The sequence below is a fragment of the Serratia sp. JKS296 genome, from assembly GCF_900215445.1.
GTDB classification, from domain to species: Bacteria; Pseudomonadota; Gammaproteobacteria; order Enterobacterales; family Enterobacteriaceae; genus Serratia; species Serratia marcescens.
Window position 1 is genome coordinate 2,866,309 of the sequence record NZ_OCMX01000001.1, and the last position, 17,822, is coordinate 2,884,130.

Consider the following 17,822-nt stretch of genomic DNA (forward strand, 5'->3'; position numbering starts at 1 on the left):
AGATGGAAACTATCGCCATTACGCGGAACTTACGTGCAATTAGCCTGGGACAACCGACGTCGGGCTCGCAAGTGGTCGGCACTAATTACATAAAACACCGCGCCCTACAGGGCGCACTGAGGCAATCATGACATTCAATCAAATCGTCTGGCTTGGCGTGTTTGTCTTATGCGCTGCCTGCTGGGCTGGTGTCGGTTTTTATCTCGCCGGTTAACGCCGGCGTCTCACTTATCTGGTGGCGTATCGTTCCGGTTCCTAATTTATATCTACACAGTATAAATCCTCGGATCGGTGCGCCACCAGGTGCGTGAGAAATCACAAGCCTGCTCAGTACCACTTCCCTTGTCACATCCTTTGCCCCGCTCGCCGGGGCTCTTTTTTTTCACATCACCAAAGGCGCTGCCCTGCTCCAGTGTGCTGGAACCGTAGGGAAACCGAGCGCGTGCATCAACTCAGGCAGCGCCTTTGCCCATGTGAATTTCATTGAGAGGACATGTTATGCAAACCAATAACCAGCGCTGCGAACACTGCGGCCAGACCCGCGACGTAGCCAAGCAGGCTGTGAGCATTCAGCGCTACGAAGACGGCAGATATAAGTCCGTCCGAATCCTCGTCTGCGCCGATACCTGCGCGCCGGTGTACGTCGTCCGCCAGAACATCAGAACCCTGCAGCGCCGTCTGCATACTCAGCAGCGGAGGCCAACATGGTAAGCCTCAACGCCCGCATACAGCATAAGTATGACCTGACTGGGGGCGATTTCGCCCCTAAACGCCATCACGGCAAACACCTCTTCTACCTTCTCATTTTTACCCTGTGCCTGCTCACCGCTGGCGCGGTCTGGAGTTAAAGCATGGCTAAAAACTCAACGGAGGCCTACGGCGCCAGCGGTAAAACCAACGTGTTGATGTTCGAGCCTGAAAATCTGCACCTGGTATCCGATAAAACGCACCCGCTTTACGACGAACGCATCCACCTTCCTATACATGAGCCGACTGTGCTTAGCATCATGAAGCTGGGGGTGCTGGAGCCGATCATTATCTGGAAAGACCCAGAGACAGGCAGATCCTGCGTAGTTGAAGGTCGTCAGCGGGTTAAAAACACCCTCGAAGCCAATAAACGCCTGCAGGAAGAAGGCAAAAAACCTCTTCTGGTGCCGGCAGTGGTCAGACGCGGATCGCCGTTTAGCGTTGCTGAGGTGATGATTAGTGCCAATGAAATCTTCCAGGCAGACACGCCACTGGGACGCGCTAAAAAAATGGCTGATGCGCTTACGCGGGGCCACGACGAAAAAGATTTAGCGCTGATGTTTGGCGTCAGCGTGCAGACGATCCGCGCCACACTCGCCCTGCTCGATGCCACTCAAGCCGTTAAAGATGCGGTTGAATCTGGCGACATTACCGTTACCCAGGCGCGCCAGCTGGCGAACCTCACACCCGACGAACAGCGCGAAAAAGTGAAAGAGGTTGAGGTGGCCACAGCAGGAACCAAAGGCCACGAAAAAGCGCGCCGGCAGCGCCAGGTGATCGGCGACACCAAACCCCGCATGAAGTCCCGAAAAGAAATCACGAAAGCCCTTGAGGGGGCGAGCGGTGATTACGCGGCGGCGCTCCTCTGGGTGCTGGGAGACGAAGCATGACAAACATCAAGCGTTTTAACCCTGACTACATCATGCACGCGGCTCGCTTTGAGCCGTTCGCCAGAGAGGCGGAGCACGGTGAATATGTTCTGTTTGATGCCCACCAGCAAGTAGTGAGCGCCCTGAAGGCTGAGCGCGATGCGCTGGCTGTGGAAAATGCGGCGCTGAAAGCTGCAATGCACCCGGAGTTTATACCTGATGAAGTGCTGGTTGTATTTGGAGATACGGCAAAGTATGGATACGACTCATGTGATGCTGGAGGTTGGGCGTGGGTAGAAAATGATGATGAAGTAATAAAAGCTGTTTTTGGAGCAATGCCTAAGCCTGAAACCCCAGCCACTGACGCAGCAGTGCGCGAAATCGAGGCGCAGGGAGTTGAGAAGTTTGCAGACTTCCTTGATTCGCCGATCGATGGACAGCACTGCTATCAGAACGAAGTTGGCCTAGCGCGTCATTTCGCCAGCACGCTCCGGGAGGCCAAATGAAAGAGCGCCCAGTGATACCAGCAAATGAACTGAAGCCAGCACTGACACACAGCGAGCTTTGCCTGATTGCCGAGCGATTCCTGCGCAATAACGGTTTCTCGGTCGCTTTCCATGATCGCTTTGTTGCCGCTGTCTCCTCCGGCGAACAGCCTGACGCAATCGGGTTCCGTAATCTGGCATCCTGCCTGATCGAAGCCAAGTGCTCACGCGGTGACTTCCTCGCAGACCGGAAAAAGCGGTTCCGCATTCAACCTGAGCTCGGTATGGGGGATTGGCGCTTTTTTATCTGCGAGCCTGGGCTGATCCGCATCGATGAGCTGCCAGAGGGCTGGGGGCTGCTAAACGTAAAAGGCGGACGCGTTTATAAGGTTCATGGCTGGCCGGGTAACGCGATGTGGTGCACGAACAAGAATAAGCCGTTCCGCGCCAACAAGCAGGCTGAGTGCGATTACATGTACAGCGCACTGCGCCGCATGCAGATTCGCGGGCATCTGTCAGAGGTTTATGACGGATTACCTAAACAGGGAGGTGGAGCGTGAGGCATGACAACGTCAAACCGTGTCCATTTTGCGGTGCCAGAGCAGTAACAGTGAAAGAGATATCAGGACACTACCGAGCGAAATGCGGCGGATGTGAGGCAGCAACCGCATTCATGGGTAGCGAGCATAGCGCCATTGAACGATGGAATCAGCGGACCGAGGCCCAGGAGAAAGCACAATGAGCAAGCAGACCTACATCGAAGATTTACATCAGTCGTACCTAAGGGAGCTGCAAGCTAGGCGCTATCGCTGCTTCTCTCCGTACAAATTAAGGGGAAATGGCCGTTGGCTTGAAGCCTGCAATGCGCATAACCGCAAGGCTACTCGTAAGGCTCGCCGCTGCATCGGGAAAAGCAACAAGATTGGGGGGCGTAAAACAGGCAAAGGGATGTGCGGATTTTTGCTTGAGCTGAAAATGTGGTCGGGATTTACCAGCAGAAATCGCGAGTCACTTGGCTTACCAAGGCGCGTCTACCGTATCAGTCATAGCGGGGTAATTTCTTGTGACCAATAAGCTGAGCGAACTGAGCAAGCCGGTTATGTATTCACTGCGATTTCGGAATATGCATACCGGCGAGCCTGATAAAACCATCAACGCCAACACCACTTTCTCTGCGCTGGAGAAGGCAAAAGCATATGGCCTTGGTAGCCGGTATGTAACGCAAGACGACGGCAAGATAGTTAGCGTTCGTGACCCGTCACAAGACCCTATCGTTGAGCCACTCTACTCGCAAGAGTACGTCTCCGCCCTGCAACACGAATCAGCGGTTAACTGGGAGGCGGCGACATCCCTCGTTGCAGAGAACGAGGAATTAAAGCGTGCCAATCGGGCACAGGGCGACCACATCAATCAGCAGCAGGACAGAATCGATTCGCTGGAGAAGAAAAATGCCGATTTTGGGCGAGCGCTAAGGGCAGCAGAAAAGCGCATCGCCGAGCTGGAACACGACATGAATCTGACTGAAATGAGCCGCGATATTGCAGTGAGCCAGATGAAAGAATCAGAAAGCCGTGAGAAAGAACTACGCGCCAAGCTGGCTACGCCGGTGCGGTTGAAAAAGGTCGATTCTAGCAATGTGCCATTTGCCGGTGACGGATTTAATGCCGCCGTTGATTATTGCGCCGACCGCGTTCGCGCCGCTGGCTTCACCGTAGAGGGGGATGAGTAGATGGCAAAGCTGAACAAAAAAGAGCGCGCTTGGCTCGACGAGCTGCAAGAGGTGCTGAACCGCTGCCCGTCCGATCGTCTGGGTTTCTACACCGTAGGCGACCCGTGCTTACACGTCTATGACCGTAGCAAGGATCGGGAAATTGACGCGCACCAAGATCGCAACGGGCGTGAGTTCTGTCATAGCGTTGACGCGCTGAATGCAGGTTTCGGCGAACTGGATTTCCCGGCCGCCATTAATTCTACGGCAGGTTAAGGGGGATGCATGACACTAACGACCGAAAGACTGAAACAGCTGGCCGACCCAAACAGGGTTCGTAAATGCAGCATGGTTGAATATCAATCGATGGCGCGCGAACTACTGGCTAACCGGGAGGCGCAGCCGGTGGGTGAGATTCACACCGTTGCAGAATCCAGGAATCCAGGGGTGAATATCCACATGTTCAACTCAGAAAAAATAATTCCGAATGGCACCAAGTTATACGCTGCCCCGCCAGCGCCAGCGCCAGCGCCAGCAGTGCCGCCGGAAAAGGCTCCGAATGACTTTCTGTTTAGAACCAACGCCAACTATCAGGCCGCCGTTTATGTATCCGAGGGCTGGAACGCCTGCCGCGCCGCAATGCTGGCTCAACCTGTAAGTGGCGGTTACAAGTTGCCGGATAACGTGCGAGAAGCCTTAACTTTGGCGCTTCAGGCTATGGAATTTATGGGCGATACACTGAATAACATCGACGCGGTGTGCGCTGAAGATGTTGAGTATGTGTCTCCTGCATTCAACGCAGTTCGAGAATTGCTGGCGGCGGTGCCGGAGGGTGGGAATGGTGCATAAAGTGTATATCGCCGGCCCTATGACTGGACTCCCAAAATTTAACCGCCCTGCATTCTTCAGCATGGCCGAGCACGTCAAATGCTCTGGCGGTATCCCGCTTAATCCAGCAACTCTTCCTGACGGACTCACGCAGCCAGAATACATGGACATTTGTATGGCCATGATGCGATGCGCCACGAAGGTGATTTTCCTCGATGGCTGGCAGAACTCGCTGGGTGCGCGCGCTGAAATGGCGCTGGCTGAAAAATTAGGGCTTATTATCGAACATCAGGCGATACCTCATGATAACGATACCCGACGATAACGAAATCATCTCGCGGCTCAGTATTGCCGGTTCAACGCCTGATTCTGTCGCAAACCTCCTCCGCTGTGCCGGCTACAGCGGCATGACCGGGAAAGCCATCCGCCAACGCTTGATTAAGCTGGAAAAAGAAAACGCCGTTGAGAAAGTCCGCCGCCCTGGCATCCGATCCGCATGCTGGGCGCCAATCACCAAATAACCCACCGAAAATATGAAACCACGAATTCCGCAACGAATCAGCGCCAAAGCTGAGGGGGTTCTATGCGCCTATAGGGAGGGCAAAAAGAAACCCAACCAAACCTACCAGCACAAGTATTTGACGCTGCCAGTGGCCCGCTGCTGGCGAATGCTTTCTAAAGACAACGGCAACTCATGGGAGGTTATGTCCCACGAGCGCTACAACAACCAAATCAGGATTTAAACATGGGCACCTATGATGCATACCGAAATATCGCCAGAATTGCGGCTGAATGTGAACAACGTGGATGGTATGAAAAGGCCGCTGAAGTTTGGGAAAAGTCCCTCAAGCTTGCGCGAGCAGTCGATGTTCCGTGGATTAAAACCCGCATGGAGTTTTGCACCAACGCGGCCGCGCGCTGCTGGGGTAACGCTCAATGACCTATCAACTCATCTATGCAGATCCGCCCTGGAGTTACGGCAACACTATCAGCAATGGCGCCGCCGGCAATCACTACAGCACGATGAGTATGGCAGACCTGAAGCGCCTGCCGGTATGGGCAATTGCTGCGCCAGATAGCGTGCTCGCTATGTGGTACACCGGCAACCACAGCCAAGAGGCGATCGAGCTGGCAGAGGCCTGGGGATTCAGCGTCAGAACGATGAAGGCTTTCACATGGGTGAAGCTCAACCAGCAGGCCGAACTTCGCTTCAACAAGGCGCTGCTGCAACAAACCATCTTCGACTTCACCGACCTGCTCGACATGCTCAACGCCGAAACCCGAATGAATGGCGGCAACTACACCCGCGCCAACTCCGAAGACGTGCTGATCGCCGTTCGCGGCCAGGGCATCGAGCGCGCCAGCGCCTCAGTAAAACAGGTTGTGTTCAGCTGCCTCGGCGAGCACAGCGCGAAACCCTGGGAAGTCCGCCGGCGCCTTGAGCTGCTCTACGGCGACGTGTCACGAATCGAACTATTCAGCCGTGGCGATGCGCCTGGCTGGGATCATTGGGGGAATCAATGCCCAGTAAACAGCCTGCACCTTCAGCCGGCAGTGTTCAGCAAAACGCACTCCGATCAGTAGCAAAACGCTGTAACGACGAGCTCCACGCCGCGATTAAGCAACACCCGAAAACCCCTTTCGACACCCTATCCCGCCCTATCATCATGAAGCATTTCGCACAGGTCGAACTGCTCGGCATTTCATTGCCGCGATTCAACTACACGATCGGCATGCTGAATGGGCGTTTTACAGAGAGATAAGCCATGACTAAAAGCAACCTGCCAATTCAGCCAGTATTGATCACCCGCGAAGGTATACAGCAGCAGTTGGGCGGTATATCACGAACCACCTTTTGGCGCAGGAAAAAGCAGTGGGAAAAGGCTGGTACACCGTTCCCTAAACCGGCGCCTGGCACCAATCCCATCCACGGCGGCGAGCAGTATAGATATTGCGACGTTATACGTTTTTTCCGCGCTCAAGGCCTCATTGATGAAACGCAGGACGCCACATGAGCGGCCCAAATATCCAGCGCATTTTGCTGCTCTTTGAGATATGAATGCTGGTCATATACCGCCAGAACACCACCAAGTTTATGCCCCAGCACCTTTTCGGATACGTGGGGCTCAATCCCTAATTCGCTCATTTTAGTTTTTGCAGTGCGGCGTAGATCATGCATTGCCCAGTCATGAACTCCCATTTCATTCCTAAGCTGTTCCGCCATGTTCAATAGAACACCTGCTGACATAGGGCGATCGCCCTGAACAATCGCCGGCGGGAACAATTGCGATATGTTCGGGTATAGAGACATAGCCTCCTCAATTAGCTTTGCGGCATCCACTGATAGTCCTCTCACAAACGGCTGGCGCGTTTTTGAATTTTCCGCAGGAACGCGCCACGTTCTGTTTTTCACATCAAACTCGCCCTTCTTTGCCTTCCTTAGCTCAACTCCCCGACACCCTGTAAGCAGCAACAATTTAATGAAGATTTTGTTCTGGTGAACAATCCTGGAACCTTCAAGAGCCAACCAAAAAGCTCCTATTTCATCATCACTGAAATACCGTTTAACCACGCCAACAGGTTTTCCAACGTCGCTAATTCTCAATGCGGCGATAGGATTAACGCGAATCTTCTCCGTTCTCAAGCAATACGAAAACACCTGCTTTAGCTTTGAAAGCATGATCCCAGCAAAGGTTTCCGCCCCATTCGTTCTCATCCTTTTGAAAACTGGCTGCCAGTGAGATATCTGCATTTCATCCACAATCATATCGCCGACATATGGGATTACATGCCGCTCAAATGCCCTCTCCCAATACTGCAATTTCACAAGGCGCTGAGCCTGAGCGCTGGCAGTCCAATGTGATAGACAGTCTTTCACAGAGGCTGCGCCAGCGATCTCCTCAAGCGTCATGGCTTTCACTGTGATGGGGTCTTTCCCTTCAGCCAAGACGCGCTTGGCCTCTTGAACCATATCGCGCGCTTCTTTGAGCGAAATTTCGTCGTAACTTCCAAGCGTCATGCGGCGTGCCTTACCTGCGTACCGGTATCGGTACTGGAAGACAATCATCCCAAGTGGGGTTATACGGATAGACAGGCCGCCGCCGTCAGGCATCTCGATCAGTTTTGGGATGGGTTTTCCATTAAGCTTGCGGAGTTTGGCATCGGTGAGCACTGTGTACATCTCCAATTATGTACACAGGTATGTACACAATTTTAGTGGCTTGGATTGAAATCACATGAAACGGATTGAATCACTAGCCAAGGGCTTTTTCAAGCACCACAGTGAGTTGATGGGGGAATTTGAAACAGAATGGAATCACGTGAACTGCCGAGCATTGCTTACACGACAGATCACATGCAGTACGAAAATTGGATTTTGGGTTTGGTCAGCCAGGTTTCAGATCTCGCCCACAATTGCCAGATTGAAACCTCACTGGGTATACAGAATGGAACGCATACCTTCTCAGCCGCATTCGGCTAAGCGAATAGTATCACTAAAATTGTTCCGGATAAATAAAGCGCCGCCGCCCTCACACTTTCGCTTCATCCGGCTCAAAAACGCCTCTCATGTAGCTGAGAGTGGCCAACAGGCACAGGCCATAGCCCAGCAGTTCGCAGCCCTCTTCCACCATGTTTTTCACCACCCGGTTGTAGCCGTCCAGCATCAGCGTTTGCCACAGCGCGCTCATGCCGAACAGGCGTGAAAACACCAGAATGCACAGCAGGCCGGCGCACATCATGCCGTAACCGGGATGCGTCGCAAAATAGGCCAGGCCGCGCACCGTAGCCGCAATATGCCGTGCCGCATGCCACAGGCAGGCCAAGGCGACCGCCAGCGCGAACCACACCCAGGCGCCGTGCCACAACGCATCGAAAGCGAAGTCCATCTCGCGGATCAGCATGCAGAGAAAGAAACCGCCGACCAGCATCCAGGCGGAGCGGCGTTCCACCTGCCGCCGGGCCGCGGCGAAAAAACCGCCGGAGATGGCGAGCAGCAACAGTTCCTGCGCCGCTTCGGTCAGCGAGGTTTCATGCACGAAGTTATGCAACCAGTGCACATCGATAAACACCAGGCCGACCAATGCCGCCATGAAGGCGGCGGAAAGCGCGAATGCGCTGATTTTCCCCAGTAAAAATTTAAGTTCGTCTTGCATAATCAATCTCGTTATCGTTTTAAAGCGCGCCTATGGTAGGCAGCTGAGCCTGTGGGGTGTAGCAATTGGTGCGCAACGTCGGCCTTTGCCGGTCAACTGCGGCGAAAAAGGCCATAAAACACAAAAACTGCGCATTTTTTTCTGAGCGCAGGCCATTTTATCGCCGTTGTCGGTGATGCCGCCGCCTCGCGTGGCGCGCTCTGCCGCCAGCCGCTATCCTGAAAGCTGTCCGTTCCAATCGAGACTTATGCAGAACATGAACCGGTTACTTGCGGTCCTCGTCGTGGCATGCGCGGTATTGGCGATGCTGCATGGGCTGATGCATTTTGGCGTGCGTTCGGCGCCGCGGGCGATTGCGGTCAACGAAGCGCCGTTGGGATGTGAGGATGAACCTGAGCTCGCCGGCGAGTGCAACGGCAATGATGAAACGCCGGCCGACGGTTAATTAACGTTACGAGCTATCCCCATTGCCGCCAGGCACGCGGCAGGCTAGGCTGTTTAGCTCATGGGCCGCCGCTTGGCGGCCTGAACGTTGCACAGGGAGTCTACTTTATGACGGGTATTTTGCAGTTATTCCAGGCCATCGGACTGGGTTTGGTGCTGCTGTTGCCGCTGGCCAACCCGCTGACCACGGTGGCGTTGCTGCTCGGCTTGTCCGGCAATATGACGCGCGAAGAGCGCAATCAGCAGTCGCTGATGGCCTCGGTTTATGTGTTCTGCATCATGACGGTGGCGTTTTACGCCGGGCAGGTGGTGATGAACACCTTCGGCATTTCGATCCCCGGCCTGCGCATCGCCGGCGGCCTGATCGTCGCCTTCATCGGTTTTCGCATGCTGTTCCCGCAGCAGAGCCCCGAAGACGCGCCGGAGGTGGAGAGCAAGTCGCACGAGCTGCGCCACAAGACATCGGCCAACATCGCCTTCGTGCCGTTGGCCATGCCGAGCACCGCCGGGCCGGGCACCATCGCGATGATCATCAGCTCGGCGTCGAGCGTCAAAGCGAACTCGCTGGGTTTTGAACCCTGGGTGTTGGCCGTGGCGCCGGTCGCCATCTTCCTGACGGTCGCGGTGATCCTGTGGGCCTGCCTGCTCAGTTCCGGCGCCATCATGCGGTTGGTGGGGAAAAGCGGCATCGAGGCGATCTCGCGCCTGATGGGGTTCCTGCTGGTGTGCATGGGCGTACAGTTCATTATCAACGGCGTGCTGGAGATCATCTCCACCTATACGCCGGCCGCCTGATCATACAAAACGGGCGCGATCGTCGCGCCCGTTGCCGTTATTTCCCCGCCGGCGCCTGCGCGCCCAAAATGCCCTTGCCTTCCGGCACTTCGGTAAAGCGACTGAGGATCTCGCTGTAGGTCTTGGCCGGATCCAGATCCGGGAACTGCGCCGGATAGATAAACTTCGCCAGATACTCCAGCCCCACGATGTTGTACGGGTGGTTGTAGAAGTTATGGTAGATGCCGTAGAACCGCCCTTCCTTCACCGCCGACACCTGTGAGAACCCCGGGCGCTGTTTCATGCGGTTGAAGGCCTCATCCACCTGTTGCTGCGTCACGCCATAGCCGAACGGCACCGCGGCATTGGTCTTGCTGGCCCACTGTGAGCCGGAAACAATGTAGGCGTCCGGTTTCATGGCGATCACTTTTTCCAGCGCCACGTCGCCGGTCGCGCCCGGCAACAGCGCAGAGCCGATGTTGCGCGCGCCGACCGCCTCGACCAACGCGCCCCAGCCGACGTGCGCATGGGTGAAGCAGCAGGATTCCAGACCATTCAGACCGGCCTTGGCTTCGAAGAACACCAACGGTTTGGGCTCCACCGCCTGCGTTTTGGCCAGAATGGCCTGATAATGCTGCTGATAAAAATCGGTATATTGCTTGGCTTCGCTTTCGCGGTTGAGGGTTTCCCCCAACAGCGTCACGCTTTTCGGCGTGTTTTCCACCGGCTTGAGCATGGTATCGATAAACAACACCGGCACGTTCAGCGCCTTCAGCTTATCCAGCACGCCGGTTTGGCTCAGCGAAGGCTTGGAGCGCAGCTGGGCGATCATCAGATCGGGGCGCTTGGCGATCACGCTCTCCAGATTCACTTCGCCTTTATCGCTGAATCCCATGTCGATGATGTTTTTCGCCGCCGGCCATTTGCTCTGCAAGATATCCCAGGTCGCCGCGTCGCTTTTCTTCAGCAGGTTATTCCAGGCCACCAGCCGGCCGAACGGGTTGGCGCGATCGAGCAGCGCCAGCGTGAGAATGTCGCGCCCGTCCTGCACCACGATGCGTTTCGGCTCCTGCTGGAGGGTGACCGTCTGCCCGGAGGTGTCGGTCAGGGTCAACGGATAGGTAGTGGCCATCGCCGGAGAGGCGAGCAAGGCGGCGCAAACCAGCGCCGGCAAAGTGATTCGACGGTGCACGAAAAACTCCTTGGTCATGAATACATTCAGGAAATACTAATGAGAATGGCTTGCATTATCAAAGGTAACGTCCGGCATGTCGGCGATTAATTGCAAAGGGATGTGTAAAGAAAGGATAAGAGGCGCGCCGGAAGCGGCGCGCCCAGGGGATCACATCAGGCCGTAGATCAGCGCCGACAGCGCAATCAGGCCCATCACCAGCACGAAAACGTTGCTCGCCGCGCGGTACTGGCGCATGGCCGGCACCGCACGCACGGCGTACATCGGCAGGATAAACAGGATCGCTGCAATCAGCGGGCCGCTGATGGTTTCGATGATGTGCAGCGCGCTGGGGTTCCACACCGTCGCCGCCCAGGTGAGCAGGAACAGCGACGCCGCCGAGATGCGGTGCGTCATGCGCGAGGTGAGCGGCTTGCCGACCGCGCGCGTGACACCGTCGATCAGGCTGGTCGCCCCTTCCGTCACCCCCAGCGACGTGCCGAGATAGGACTTGGCCATCGCCAGCATCGCCATCACCGGGCCAAGGTAGGCGATCAGCGGGTTGGAGAATTTGTTGGCCAACGTGGTCAGCACCGTGATGTTCTGCTCTTTCGCCTGCAGCATGTCTTCATGAGACAGGCTCAGCACGCAGCTGAACACGAAGAACAGCACGGTAACGCAGATCAGCACATAGCTATAGCGCATGATGCGCGCGCAGCGGCGTTCCGCCTTGTCGCCGTACAGGCTCTTCTGGGTCGAGGCGAAGGAAGAGATGATCGGCGCATGGCTGAAGGAGAACACCATCACCGGCACGGCCAGCCACAGCGAATGCCATAGCCCCGGCGTGTCGAAGCGGGTGGCGGCCAGGCCGTGCACGAAGTTGGCGGTATTCCAGCTCGGCATCAGATAGAGCGAAATGCCCATCAGGAACACCAGCAGTGGGAACACCAGCATGCCCATCGCCGCCACGATGCTGTCTTTGCCGCGCAGCAGCACCAGATTGAGCACCACCACCACCGCCAGGCTCAGCCAGATGCGCGGCAGCGGGGCCACGTGGAACTGATGGATCAGGAAGCTGTCCAGCGCGTTGGTGATCGAAATGCTGTACACCAGCACGATCGGGAAGAACGCCATCAGATACAGCATCATGATGATTTTGCCGGCCAGCACGCCGAAGTGTTCCACCACCACATCGTGAATGTTGCCATCGCGGCTGGAGCCTGAAAGCACGAAGCGGCTGAGCGCGCGGTGCGGCAAATAAGTCAGCGGGAAAGCGAACAGCGCCATCAACAGCAGCACCAGCGGGCCGTTCAGGCCGGCGTTGATCGGCAAGAACAGCGTACCGGCGCCCACCGCAGTCGCATAGAGACCGAACATCCAGACGGTGTCGGTTTTGTTCCATTTGGCAGTCTGAGCGGCCGTCAGCGTGCCTGAATCGGGAGAAATCGTACTCATGAGACAGTCTACCTTAATCTGCGGCGACAACGATTGCGCCTAACGGGATATCCTTCTCCGCGAGTTTTTTAATAATAATCAGTGAATTAAAGCGATATTTCATACTTACGCCTGATGAAAGGACGGCAAAGGATAATGAAAAATCCGCTGCGGGTCTATGTTTTATCGGCTGAATGAACGATTTGCGAACACATTGTGCTGAAAAAAACGGCGCGCTCAGTAAAAACTAAGGGCCCCTTGCGGAGCCCTTAAGCGGTTTATTTCTTCGCGTCCGGATGGTCCGGCACCTCGGCGCTGCCCATCTCCTTCTCGTCGCGGATCATCGAGCGATCTTTACGCACGTCGGCTACGTCGGAAGCGCTCACCGGTTTGGCGCTGTTACCCCAGCTGGAGCGGATGAAGTTCACCACGTCCGCCACCTGCTGATCGTTCAGACGCCAGCCAAACGGCGGCATGGTGATGTTGGATACCGCCCCCTGCACCGCCGGCGTAGTGTTGCCGGTCAGCACGATGTGGATCAGCGAAGTCGCGTCCTCGGTCTGCACCACCGGATTGCCCTTCAGCGACGGGAAGGCGCGCTTGTAGCCCACGCCGTCGGTGCGGTGGCAGGCCGCGCAGTTATCGACATACAGCGCCGCGCCGGGCTTGCTGTCGTCGCCGCGCCACAGATCCTTGGCCACGCTGTCTTCGACCGGCGCCGCCTGCTGCTTGCCGTCTTTCGGCGGCAGCGATTTCAGGTAGCGCGCGATGGCGGTCAGATCGTCGTCGCTCAGGTATTGCAGGCTGTGCTCCACGACGTCGCTCATGCCGCCGAACACGATGGCTTTGTCGTTACGGCCGGTTTTCAGGAACTCTGTCAACTCGGCTTCGCTCCAGCTGCCCAGGCCATCCTTGCGGTCGCCGCGCAGGCTGGAAGCCACCCACCCGTCGATCGGCGCGTTGCTGCCGGACAGGTAGTCGTCGCTTTCGCTGTTGCTCAACGCTTTTTCCTGCATGGTGATGCTGCGCGGGGTATGGCAAGCGCCGCAGTGGCCCAGGCCTTCCACCAGGTAGCGTCCGCGTTCAATCACCGGATCGGCCTTGGCGTCGGCAACGAAGTCCGCCGGCGACGGCGCAAACATGCCGCGCCAGATGCTCAGCGGCCAGCGCATCGACAGCGGCCACGGGATGTCGGAGTCCTTGTTGGCCTGTTCCACCGGCTGCACGCCGTGCATGAAATAGGCATACATGGCGCGCATGTCGTCCTCTTTCACCAGCGCGAACGACGGGTACGGCATCGCCGGGTACAGGGTGCTGCCGTTTTTGGCTACGCCCTTACGCACCGCGTTGTCGAAATCCTCGAAGCTGTAATCGCCGATGCCGGTTTTCTTGTCCGGCGTGATGTTGGTCGAGTAGATGGTGCCGATCGGCGTCTCCATCGCCAGACCGCCGGCGAAGGTTTTGCCGCTCTTGCCATCGGTATGGCAGGCCACGCAGTCACCGGCGCGCGCCAGGTACTCGCCGCGCTTGATCAGCTCGCTGCTGACGGTGGCGTCCTGCGCCCAAACGGAAAAACTCACTGCACTGAGAACCAGTGCCGGTACAAATGCTTTCATCGTTCGCCGTCCTTATGCCTGCACCAATGGGCCTGGGTTTTTCAGATACTGCTCGCGAATGGCGCGGGCAGACCAGTAAGCCAGCGCCGCCACGGTGCCGGTCGGGTTGTAGCCCAGCCCTTGCGGGAAGGCCGATGCGCCGATCGAGAACACGTTGTGCACGTCCCAGCTCTGCAGATAGCGGTTGACCGCGCTGGTCTTCGGATCTTCCCCCATCACCGCACCGCCGTTCATGTGGGTAGTCTGGTAGCTGGTGGTGTCGAAGTGGCTGTTGGCGTTTTTCGGGCTGCCGGCGATCAGTTTCGGGTTCATCGCCTTGGCGATCGGCGCCATCTTGTCGTACATGAACTGCGCCATCTTGATGTCGTTTTCCTGCCAGTCGAACGTCATGCGCAGCAGCGGCTGGCCGAACACGTTCTTGTAGTTGGGATCGAGATCCAGATAGTTGTTGCGGTACGACTGGTGCGCGCCGTGGGCGTCCATCGAGACGTGATGGGTATAGGCATCCGCCACCGCCGCTTTCCACTTGCTGCCCCAGGCCGGGGTGCCCGGTGGGGTCGGCAGGCCGGAGATCGGCTTGGTGCCCGCCTGGTTGACCCAGAACGGCGAACCGCCGACGAAGCCTTCTTTGGCGTGATCGAAGTTATCGGCGTTGAAGTCATCCACGCCCACGCCGTTGCCGCCGGCGCCGATGAACGGGTTGGTGAACACGTCTTTATCGAAGAACGCCTTGATGGTGGTCATGTTCTGGTAAGCGAAGTTGCGCCCGACCACGCCTTCGCCGGTTACCGGATCGTAAGGCTTGCCGATGCCGGACAGCAGCATCAGGTGCACGTTGTGGAACTGGAACGCGCCCAGGATCACCAGATCGGCCGGCTGTTCAATTTCGCGGCCCTGCGCATCGACGTAGTTCACGCCGGTGGCGCGGGATTTGTCGTCGGTCAGGTTGACCTTCAGCACGTTGGCGTTGGTGCGCAGCTCGAAGCGTTTCTCCATGCGCAGCGCCGGCAAGATGTTGACGTTCGGCGAGGCCTTGGAATACATGTAGCAGGCGTAGCCGCTGCAGAAACCGCAGAAGTTGCACGGGCCCATCTGCGCGCCGTACGGGTTGGTGTAAGAATCCGAGGTGTTGGCGGACGGCAGGTTGTAGGGGTGGTAACCCACCTCCAGCGCCGCTTTCTCGAACAGCTGAGCGGAGTAGGTATTTTTCTGCGCCGGTAGCGGGAAGTCGTCGGAGCGATCCGGCGCAAAGCGGTTACCGCCCTTCTGCGCCACTTTCTGCCCTTTGATGGTCCAGGCGGTGCCGGAGGTGCCGAACACTTTCTCCGCCTTGTCGAAGAACGGCTCCAGCTCGTCGTAAGTCACGCCGAAGTCCTGGATGGTCATGTCCTTCGGAATGAAGTTTTTGCCGTAACGCTCTTCATAATGGCTGCGCATGCGCAGTTCGATCGGATCGACGCGGAAATGCACGCCCGACCAGTGCAGGCCGGCGCCGCCGACGCCGGTGCCCGGTAGGAACGCCGCCAGTTGGCGGTAAGGCACCGCGGTCTGGCTGCTGTTATGGCGAATGGTGACGGTGCTTTTCGACAGATCCTGGAACAGCTTGCGCCGAATGTTATAGGTCAGCTCGTCGATCACCTGCGGGTAAGAACCGTCCGGATAGGTGTCGCGCATCGGGCCGCGCTCCAGCGCCACCACGTTGAGGCCGGCCTCGGTCAGCTCTTTGGCCATGATCGCGCCCACCCAGCCGAAGCCGACGATCACCGCGTCTACTTTTTTCATTACCGTTGCCATGGTTAGCCCCTCTCCCCACGAATCGAGACCGGCGGGAAGGGATAACGCTCCCCTCGCTCAACCCAGTCCATAAAATCGGCGCGCGCGCCCGGAAAATTAATCAGCTTCCAGCCAACCATGTCTTTGTTGCCGCCATGGATCGGATCGCTGAAGAAACCTTCACGGGTGTTTTGCAGCAGATAGGAGAAGAACAGTTTCGACGGCAGTTGCTGGAACTCAGCCTCGCCGGACTCGAACTTTTGCAGCAGGGCGTCCTGCTGCGCGCCATCCAGTTCGGCGAAGGGCTTGCCGGCGTTTTTCTTGCTGTAGGCGTCGGCGTCTGCGATGCCGAGGTTGTAGATTTGCTTGGGCACCAGCGGCAGCTGATAGCCCATTTCCTTCGGCACATCGGGGTTGAACGGCCCCTGCATGTACCAGATGGAACCGGTGGCGTACGGGGTATTCATCTGGCGATCGATAAACTCCGGCACGCCGGCTTCCAGCGCGCCGGGGCCGCGTTCGTCGGCCGGGATCAGGCGCGCGACGGCAGCCTTGATGAAGGCCCACTCTTCCGGGGTGAAAAAGGTCGGTTGGTAATCGTTCTGCGTTGAGGTGTTCGAGGCCGCGACCGCCGGTGCCGGTGCCGTCAGCGCGCCAACGCCGCTGCCACCAATTACCGCCGCAGGAATTAAGGTCATCGATTTCAACAAGAAATCGCGCCGCGAATTGTTGGTTTTATGATTCGACATGTCACATTCCATCCAAAGATAGTCACAACTATTTAACCGCAACCTTGCGATCGATACGGGTTTTTAAAATAATTTGTTACTTATTTGTATATTTATTGAAGGTCAGAATGCGCACAAAAGCAAAAATGTTACCGGTAACTTATTGAATGAACGTAAAGATTTATCTGCTAACGTAAATTTAACTTTTTGTGCGGTTTTTCCGATAAGCGGTGAGGAAATAACGAAAAATGAGAGGTGGGTCGCGCACTGGAACGGTGCCGAAAACAAAATCGGCCGCGTTAAGCGGCCGACTCGACAAAAAAGAGGATTACTGCGACATCGCCTGATAGGCGGTGGTCACCTTCCACAAATAGCGCGGCGCCTGCGGTGCCGGGTGCTTTTTCTGGATGTGCTGATAAAACTCATCCGGGCTCATCTGATTAATGCGATTGACCGCCACGCGCTTGTCCGAGGAGAAGGTGCGCAACATGGCGCCCGCCCCGTTCACGTACGAAACGATAGTGGCGTAACGTAAAGTCTGTGGGTTGTTGATCCCGGCTAGCTGCTGGCTTTGAAGAATATTGATATAGGCCGTTCCCAGATCAATATTGACCGCCGGATCCTTCAGCTCACGCGAGCTGGGTTGCCCGCTTCGTCCCTTCATGCGATAGGCGTCGCGGCCGGCGGTAGAAGCCTTAAGCTGCATCAATCCCACTGCGTTCGAGGTGCTGACCACGTTCGGGTTAAACCCGGACTCCACCTGAATAATCGCTTTAATCAGCGTTTCGTCAACGCCATAGTTGCTGGCCGCCTGACGAATGTAATCGTTATAAGCAACCGGGGTGCCCGTGCGGTTTACCGGTGCCTGCGGAGGGGGTTTTAACCAACCGCCGCGCGTTGTGCCACTGCCTGAAATATTGCTTGCCGTTTGCGGGTCTTTGGCGCACCCCGACAAAAGTAAAATTGCCGTAAGGCAACCTATTTTTGTTTTCACAGAATCCCTCACTCCTTTCAATGAGTTGCGTAGCATATACAACTTGTAAGGACACCTGCAGTAATTTTTTGGGCTAATCTCAAGCTATCCATATACC

General features: G+C 56.6%; 25 protein-coding genes. 17 read left to right on the plus strand and 8 right to left on the minus strand.

All coding sequences use genetic code 11. The features are described from left to right. The first annotated feature begins 498 nt into the window (after positions 1-498). The 15 genes from CRO23_RS24915 (at position 499) to CRO23_RS13675 (ending at position 6,652) form a co-directional block, all read left to right on the plus strand. Positions 499-711 (plus strand): hypothetical protein, encoded by a 213-nt coding sequence (locus tag CRO23_RS24915; RefSeq protein ID WP_141398621.1) that lies wholly within the window; start codon positions 499-501, stop codon positions 709-711. Between the two features lie 140 nt (positions 712-851). After that, the gene (locus CRO23_RS13610; RefSeq protein WP_097102238.1) at positions 852-1,637 is read left to right on the plus strand and encodes a ParB/RepB/Spo0J family partition protein; all 786 of its coding nucleotides are present in this window, start codon (positions 852-854) and stop codon (positions 1,635-1,637) included. Next, complete coding sequence (locus tag CRO23_RS13615; protein WP_097102240.1) at positions 1,634-2,122, plus strand: hypothetical protein; 489 nt, start codon at positions 1,634-1,636, stop codon at positions 2,120-2,122. The genes CRO23_RS13610 and CRO23_RS13615 overlap by 4 nt, the downstream gene beginning before the upstream one ends. Then, the gene (locus tag CRO23_RS13620; protein ID WP_097102242.1) at positions 2,119-2,661 is read left to right on the plus strand and encodes a hypothetical protein; all 543 of its coding nucleotides are present in this window, start codon (positions 2,119-2,121) and stop codon (positions 2,659-2,661) included. The genes CRO23_RS13615 and CRO23_RS13620 overlap by 4 nt, the downstream gene beginning before the upstream one ends. Continuing rightward, positions 2,658-2,843 (plus strand): Lar family restriction alleviation protein, encoded by a 186-nt coding sequence (locus CRO23_RS13625; protein ID WP_097102244.1) that lies wholly within the window; start codon positions 2,658-2,660, stop codon positions 2,841-2,843. The genes CRO23_RS13620 and CRO23_RS13625 overlap by 4 nt, the downstream gene beginning before the upstream one ends. After that, positions 2,840-3,175 carry a hypothetical protein gene (locus CRO23_RS13630; RefSeq protein ID WP_097102246.1) on the plus strand — a complete coding sequence of 112 codons (336 nt, stop codon included), beginning with the start codon at positions 2,840-2,842 and terminating at the stop codon, positions 3,173-3,175. The genes CRO23_RS13625 and CRO23_RS13630 overlap by 4 nt, the downstream gene beginning before the upstream one ends. Beyond that, positions 3,165-3,830, plus strand: coding sequence for a hypothetical protein (locus CRO23_RS13635; RefSeq protein WP_141398622.1), 666 nt, complete (start codon positions 3,165-3,167; stop codon positions 3,828-3,830). The genes CRO23_RS13630 and CRO23_RS13635 overlap by 11 nt, the downstream gene beginning before the upstream one ends. After that, a complete protein-coding gene (locus tag CRO23_RS13640; RefSeq protein WP_097102249.1) occupies positions 3,831-4,085 on the plus strand; it encodes a hypothetical protein in 255 nt (84 codons plus the stop codon). It begins immediately after the preceding gene. Positions 4,086-4,094: 9 nt separating this feature from the next. Beyond that, entirely contained in the window at positions 4,095-4,658 is a 564-nt protein-coding gene (locus CRO23_RS13645) for a hypothetical protein (RefSeq protein WP_097102250.1), read from the plus strand. After that, on the plus strand, positions 4,648-4,962 hold the full coding sequence (locus tag CRO23_RS13650) for a DUF4406 domain-containing protein (protein ID WP_097102252.1): 315 nt from the start codon (positions 4,648-4,650) through the stop codon (positions 4,960-4,962). The genes CRO23_RS13645 and CRO23_RS13650 overlap by 11 nt, the downstream gene beginning before the upstream one ends. Beyond that, positions 4,940-5,158, plus strand: coding sequence for a hypothetical protein (locus CRO23_RS24920; protein ID WP_141398623.1), 219 nt, complete (start codon positions 4,940-4,942; stop codon positions 5,156-5,158). The genes CRO23_RS13650 and CRO23_RS24920 overlap by 23 nt, the downstream gene beginning before the upstream one ends. Positions 5,159-5,170: 12 nt before the next feature. Then, positions 5,171-5,380, plus strand: coding sequence for a ParE family toxin-like protein (locus CRO23_RS25410; protein ID WP_072270069.1), 210 nt, complete (start codon positions 5,171-5,173; stop codon positions 5,378-5,380). A 2-nt stretch (positions 5,381-5,382) separates the two neighbouring features. Continuing rightward, on the plus strand, positions 5,383-5,577 hold the full coding sequence (locus tag CRO23_RS13660; protein ID WP_075205909.1) for an ANR family transcriptional regulator: 195 nt from the start codon (positions 5,383-5,385) through the stop codon (positions 5,575-5,577). Continuing rightward, positions 5,574-6,221: an MT-A70 family methyltransferase gene (locus tag CRO23_RS13665; RefSeq protein WP_097102254.1), complete on the plus strand. Its 648-nt coding sequence runs from the start codon at positions 5,574-5,576 to the stop codon at positions 6,219-6,221. Before CRO23_RS13660 ends, CRO23_RS13665 begins: the two co-directional genes overlap by 4 nt. A gap of 182 nt (positions 6,222-6,403) precedes the next feature. Then, positions 6,404-6,652, plus strand: coding sequence for a hypothetical protein (locus CRO23_RS13675; protein ID WP_071532844.1), 249 nt, complete (start codon positions 6,404-6,406; stop codon positions 6,650-6,652). Here the strand turns inward: CRO23_RS13675 and CRO23_RS13680 are convergent. Together CRO23_RS13680 and CRO23_RS13685 are read right to left on the minus strand one after the other, a co-directional pair. Continuing rightward, the gene (locus CRO23_RS13680; protein ID WP_097102256.1) at positions 6,616-7,818 is read right to left on the minus strand and encodes a tyrosine-type recombinase/integrase; all 1,203 of its coding nucleotides are present in this window, start codon (positions 7,816-7,818) and stop codon (positions 6,616-6,618) included. The genes CRO23_RS13675 and CRO23_RS13680 overlap by 37 nt on opposite strands. Positions 7,819-8,167: 349 nt before the next feature. Next, positions 8,168-8,791: a hypothetical protein gene (locus CRO23_RS13685; RefSeq protein ID WP_097102259.1), complete on the minus strand. Its 624-nt coding sequence runs from the start codon at positions 8,789-8,791 to the stop codon at positions 8,168-8,170. A gap of 247 nt (positions 8,792-9,038) precedes the next feature. Between CRO23_RS13685 and CRO23_RS24925 the strand changes: the two genes are divergently transcribed. Continuing rightward, the gene (locus tag CRO23_RS24925) at positions 9,039-9,236 is read left to right on the plus strand and encodes a hypothetical protein (RefSeq protein WP_050072186.1); all 198 of its coding nucleotides are present in this window, start codon (positions 9,039-9,041) and stop codon (positions 9,234-9,236) included. Positions 9,237-9,343: 107 nt separating this feature from the next. Then, positions 9,344-10,030 carry a MarC family NAAT transporter gene (locus CRO23_RS13690; RefSeq protein WP_016927970.1) on the plus strand — a complete coding sequence of 229 codons (687 nt, stop codon included), beginning with the start codon at positions 9,344-9,346 and terminating at the stop codon, positions 10,028-10,030. Positions 10,031-10,067: 37 nt separating this feature from the next. On the opposite strand, the gene CRO23_RS13695 is transcribed toward CRO23_RS13690, so the two are convergent. The 6 genes from CRO23_RS13695 to CRO23_RS13720 form a co-directional block, all read right to left on the minus strand. Then, positions 10,068-11,201 carry an ABC transporter substrate-binding protein gene (locus tag CRO23_RS13695; RefSeq protein ID WP_028128169.1) on the minus strand — a complete coding sequence of 378 codons (1,134 nt, stop codon included), beginning with the start codon at positions 11,199-11,201 and terminating at the stop codon, positions 10,068-10,070. Positions 11,202-11,351: 150 nt separating this feature from the next. Next, entirely contained in the window at positions 11,352-12,635 is a 1,284-nt protein-coding gene (locus tag CRO23_RS13700; protein WP_033640513.1) for a serine/threonine protein kinase, read from the minus strand. Between the two features lie 257 nt (positions 12,636-12,892). Beyond that, positions 12,893-14,230: a c-type cytochrome gene (locus CRO23_RS13705; protein WP_033640514.1), complete on the minus strand. Its 1,338-nt coding sequence runs from the start codon at positions 14,228-14,230 to the stop codon at positions 12,893-12,895. Between the two features lie 12 nt (positions 14,231-14,242). Further along, the gene (locus CRO23_RS13710) at positions 14,243-16,024 is read right to left on the minus strand and encodes a GMC family oxidoreductase (RefSeq protein ID WP_004931432.1); all 1,782 of its coding nucleotides are present in this window, start codon (positions 16,022-16,024) and stop codon (positions 14,243-14,245) included. A gap of 2 nt (positions 16,025-16,026) precedes the next feature. Then, positions 16,027-16,752, minus strand: coding sequence for a gluconate 2-dehydrogenase subunit 3 family protein (locus tag CRO23_RS13715; protein WP_016927975.1), 726 nt, complete (start codon positions 16,750-16,752; stop codon positions 16,027-16,029). 307 nt (positions 16,753-17,059) lie between these two features. Then, positions 17,060-17,725 (minus strand): transglycosylase SLT domain-containing protein, encoded by a 666-nt coding sequence (locus CRO23_RS13720; protein WP_004931439.1) that lies wholly within the window; start codon positions 17,723-17,725, stop codon positions 17,060-17,062. Between the last annotated feature and the right edge of the window lie 97 nt (positions 17,726-17,822).

Bases quoted from the DNA above. Each gene is read 5' to 3' on its own strand.
- CRO23_RS24915 (WP_141398621.1), top strand. From the start codon at position 499: ATGCAAACCAATAACCAGCGCTGCGAACACTGCGGCCAGACCCGCGAC.
- CRO23_RS13610 (WP_097102238.1), top strand. From the start codon at position 852: ATGGCTAAAAACTCAACGGAGGCCTACGGCGCCAGCGGTAAAACCAAC.
- CRO23_RS13615 (WP_097102240.1), top strand. From the start codon at position 1,634: ATGACAAACATCAAGCGTTTTAACCCTGACTACATCATGCACGCGGCT.
- CRO23_RS13620 (WP_097102242.1), top strand. From the start codon at position 2,119: ATGAAAGAGCGCCCAGTGATACCAGCAAATGAACTGAAGCCAGCACTG.
- CRO23_RS13630 (WP_097102246.1), top strand. From the start codon at position 2,840: ATGAGCAAGCAGACCTACATCGAAGATTTACATCAGTCGTACCTAAGG.
- CRO23_RS13640 (WP_097102249.1), top strand. From the start codon at position 3,831: ATGGCAAAGCTGAACAAAAAAGAGCGCGCTTGGCTCGACGAGCTGCAA.
- CRO23_RS13645 (WP_097102250.1), top strand. From the start codon at position 4,095: ATGACACTAACGACCGAAAGACTGAAACAGCTGGCCGACCCAAACAGG.
- CRO23_RS13650 (WP_097102252.1), top strand. From the start codon at position 4,648: ATGGTGCATAAAGTGTATATCGCCGGCCCTATGACTGGACTCCCAAAA.
- CRO23_RS24920 (WP_141398623.1), top strand. From the start codon at position 4,940: ATGATAACGATACCCGACGATAACGAAATCATCTCGCGGCTCAGTATT.
- CRO23_RS25410 (WP_072270069.1), top strand. From the start codon at position 5,171: ATGAAACCACGAATTCCGCAACGAATCAGCGCCAAAGCTGAGGGGGTT.
- CRO23_RS13660 (WP_075205909.1), top strand. From the start codon at position 5,383: ATGGGCACCTATGATGCATACCGAAATATCGCCAGAATTGCGGCTGAA.
- CRO23_RS13665 (WP_097102254.1), top strand. From the start codon at position 5,574: ATGACCTATCAACTCATCTATGCAGATCCGCCCTGGAGTTACGGCAAC.
- CRO23_RS13675 (WP_071532844.1), top strand. From the start codon at position 6,404: ATGACTAAAAGCAACCTGCCAATTCAGCCAGTATTGATCACCCGCGAA.
- CRO23_RS13680 (WP_097102256.1), bottom strand. From the start codon at position 7,818: ATGTACACAGTGCTCACCGATGCCAAACTCCGCAAGCTTAATGGAAAA.
- CRO23_RS13685 (WP_097102259.1), bottom strand. From the start codon at position 8,791: ATGCAAGACGAACTTAAATTTTTACTGGGGAAAATCAGCGCATTCGCG.
- CRO23_RS24925 (WP_050072186.1), top strand. From the start codon at position 9,039: ATGCAGAACATGAACCGGTTACTTGCGGTCCTCGTCGTGGCATGCGCG.
- CRO23_RS13690 (WP_016927970.1), top strand. From the start codon at position 9,344: ATGACGGGTATTTTGCAGTTATTCCAGGCCATCGGACTGGGTTTGGTG.
- CRO23_RS13700 (WP_033640513.1), bottom strand. From the start codon at position 12,635: ATGAGTACGATTTCTCCCGATTCAGGCACGCTGACGGCCGCTCAGACT.
- CRO23_RS13705 (WP_033640514.1), bottom strand. From the start codon at position 14,230: ATGAAAGCATTTGTACCGGCACTGGTTCTCAGTGCAGTGAGTTTTTCC.
- CRO23_RS13710 (WP_004931432.1), bottom strand. From the start codon at position 16,024: ATGGCAACGGTAATGAAAAAAGTAGACGCGGTGATCGTCGGCTTCGGC.
- CRO23_RS13715 (WP_016927975.1), bottom strand. From the start codon at position 16,752: ATGTCGAATCATAAAACCAACAATTCGCGGCGCGATTTCTTGTTGAAA.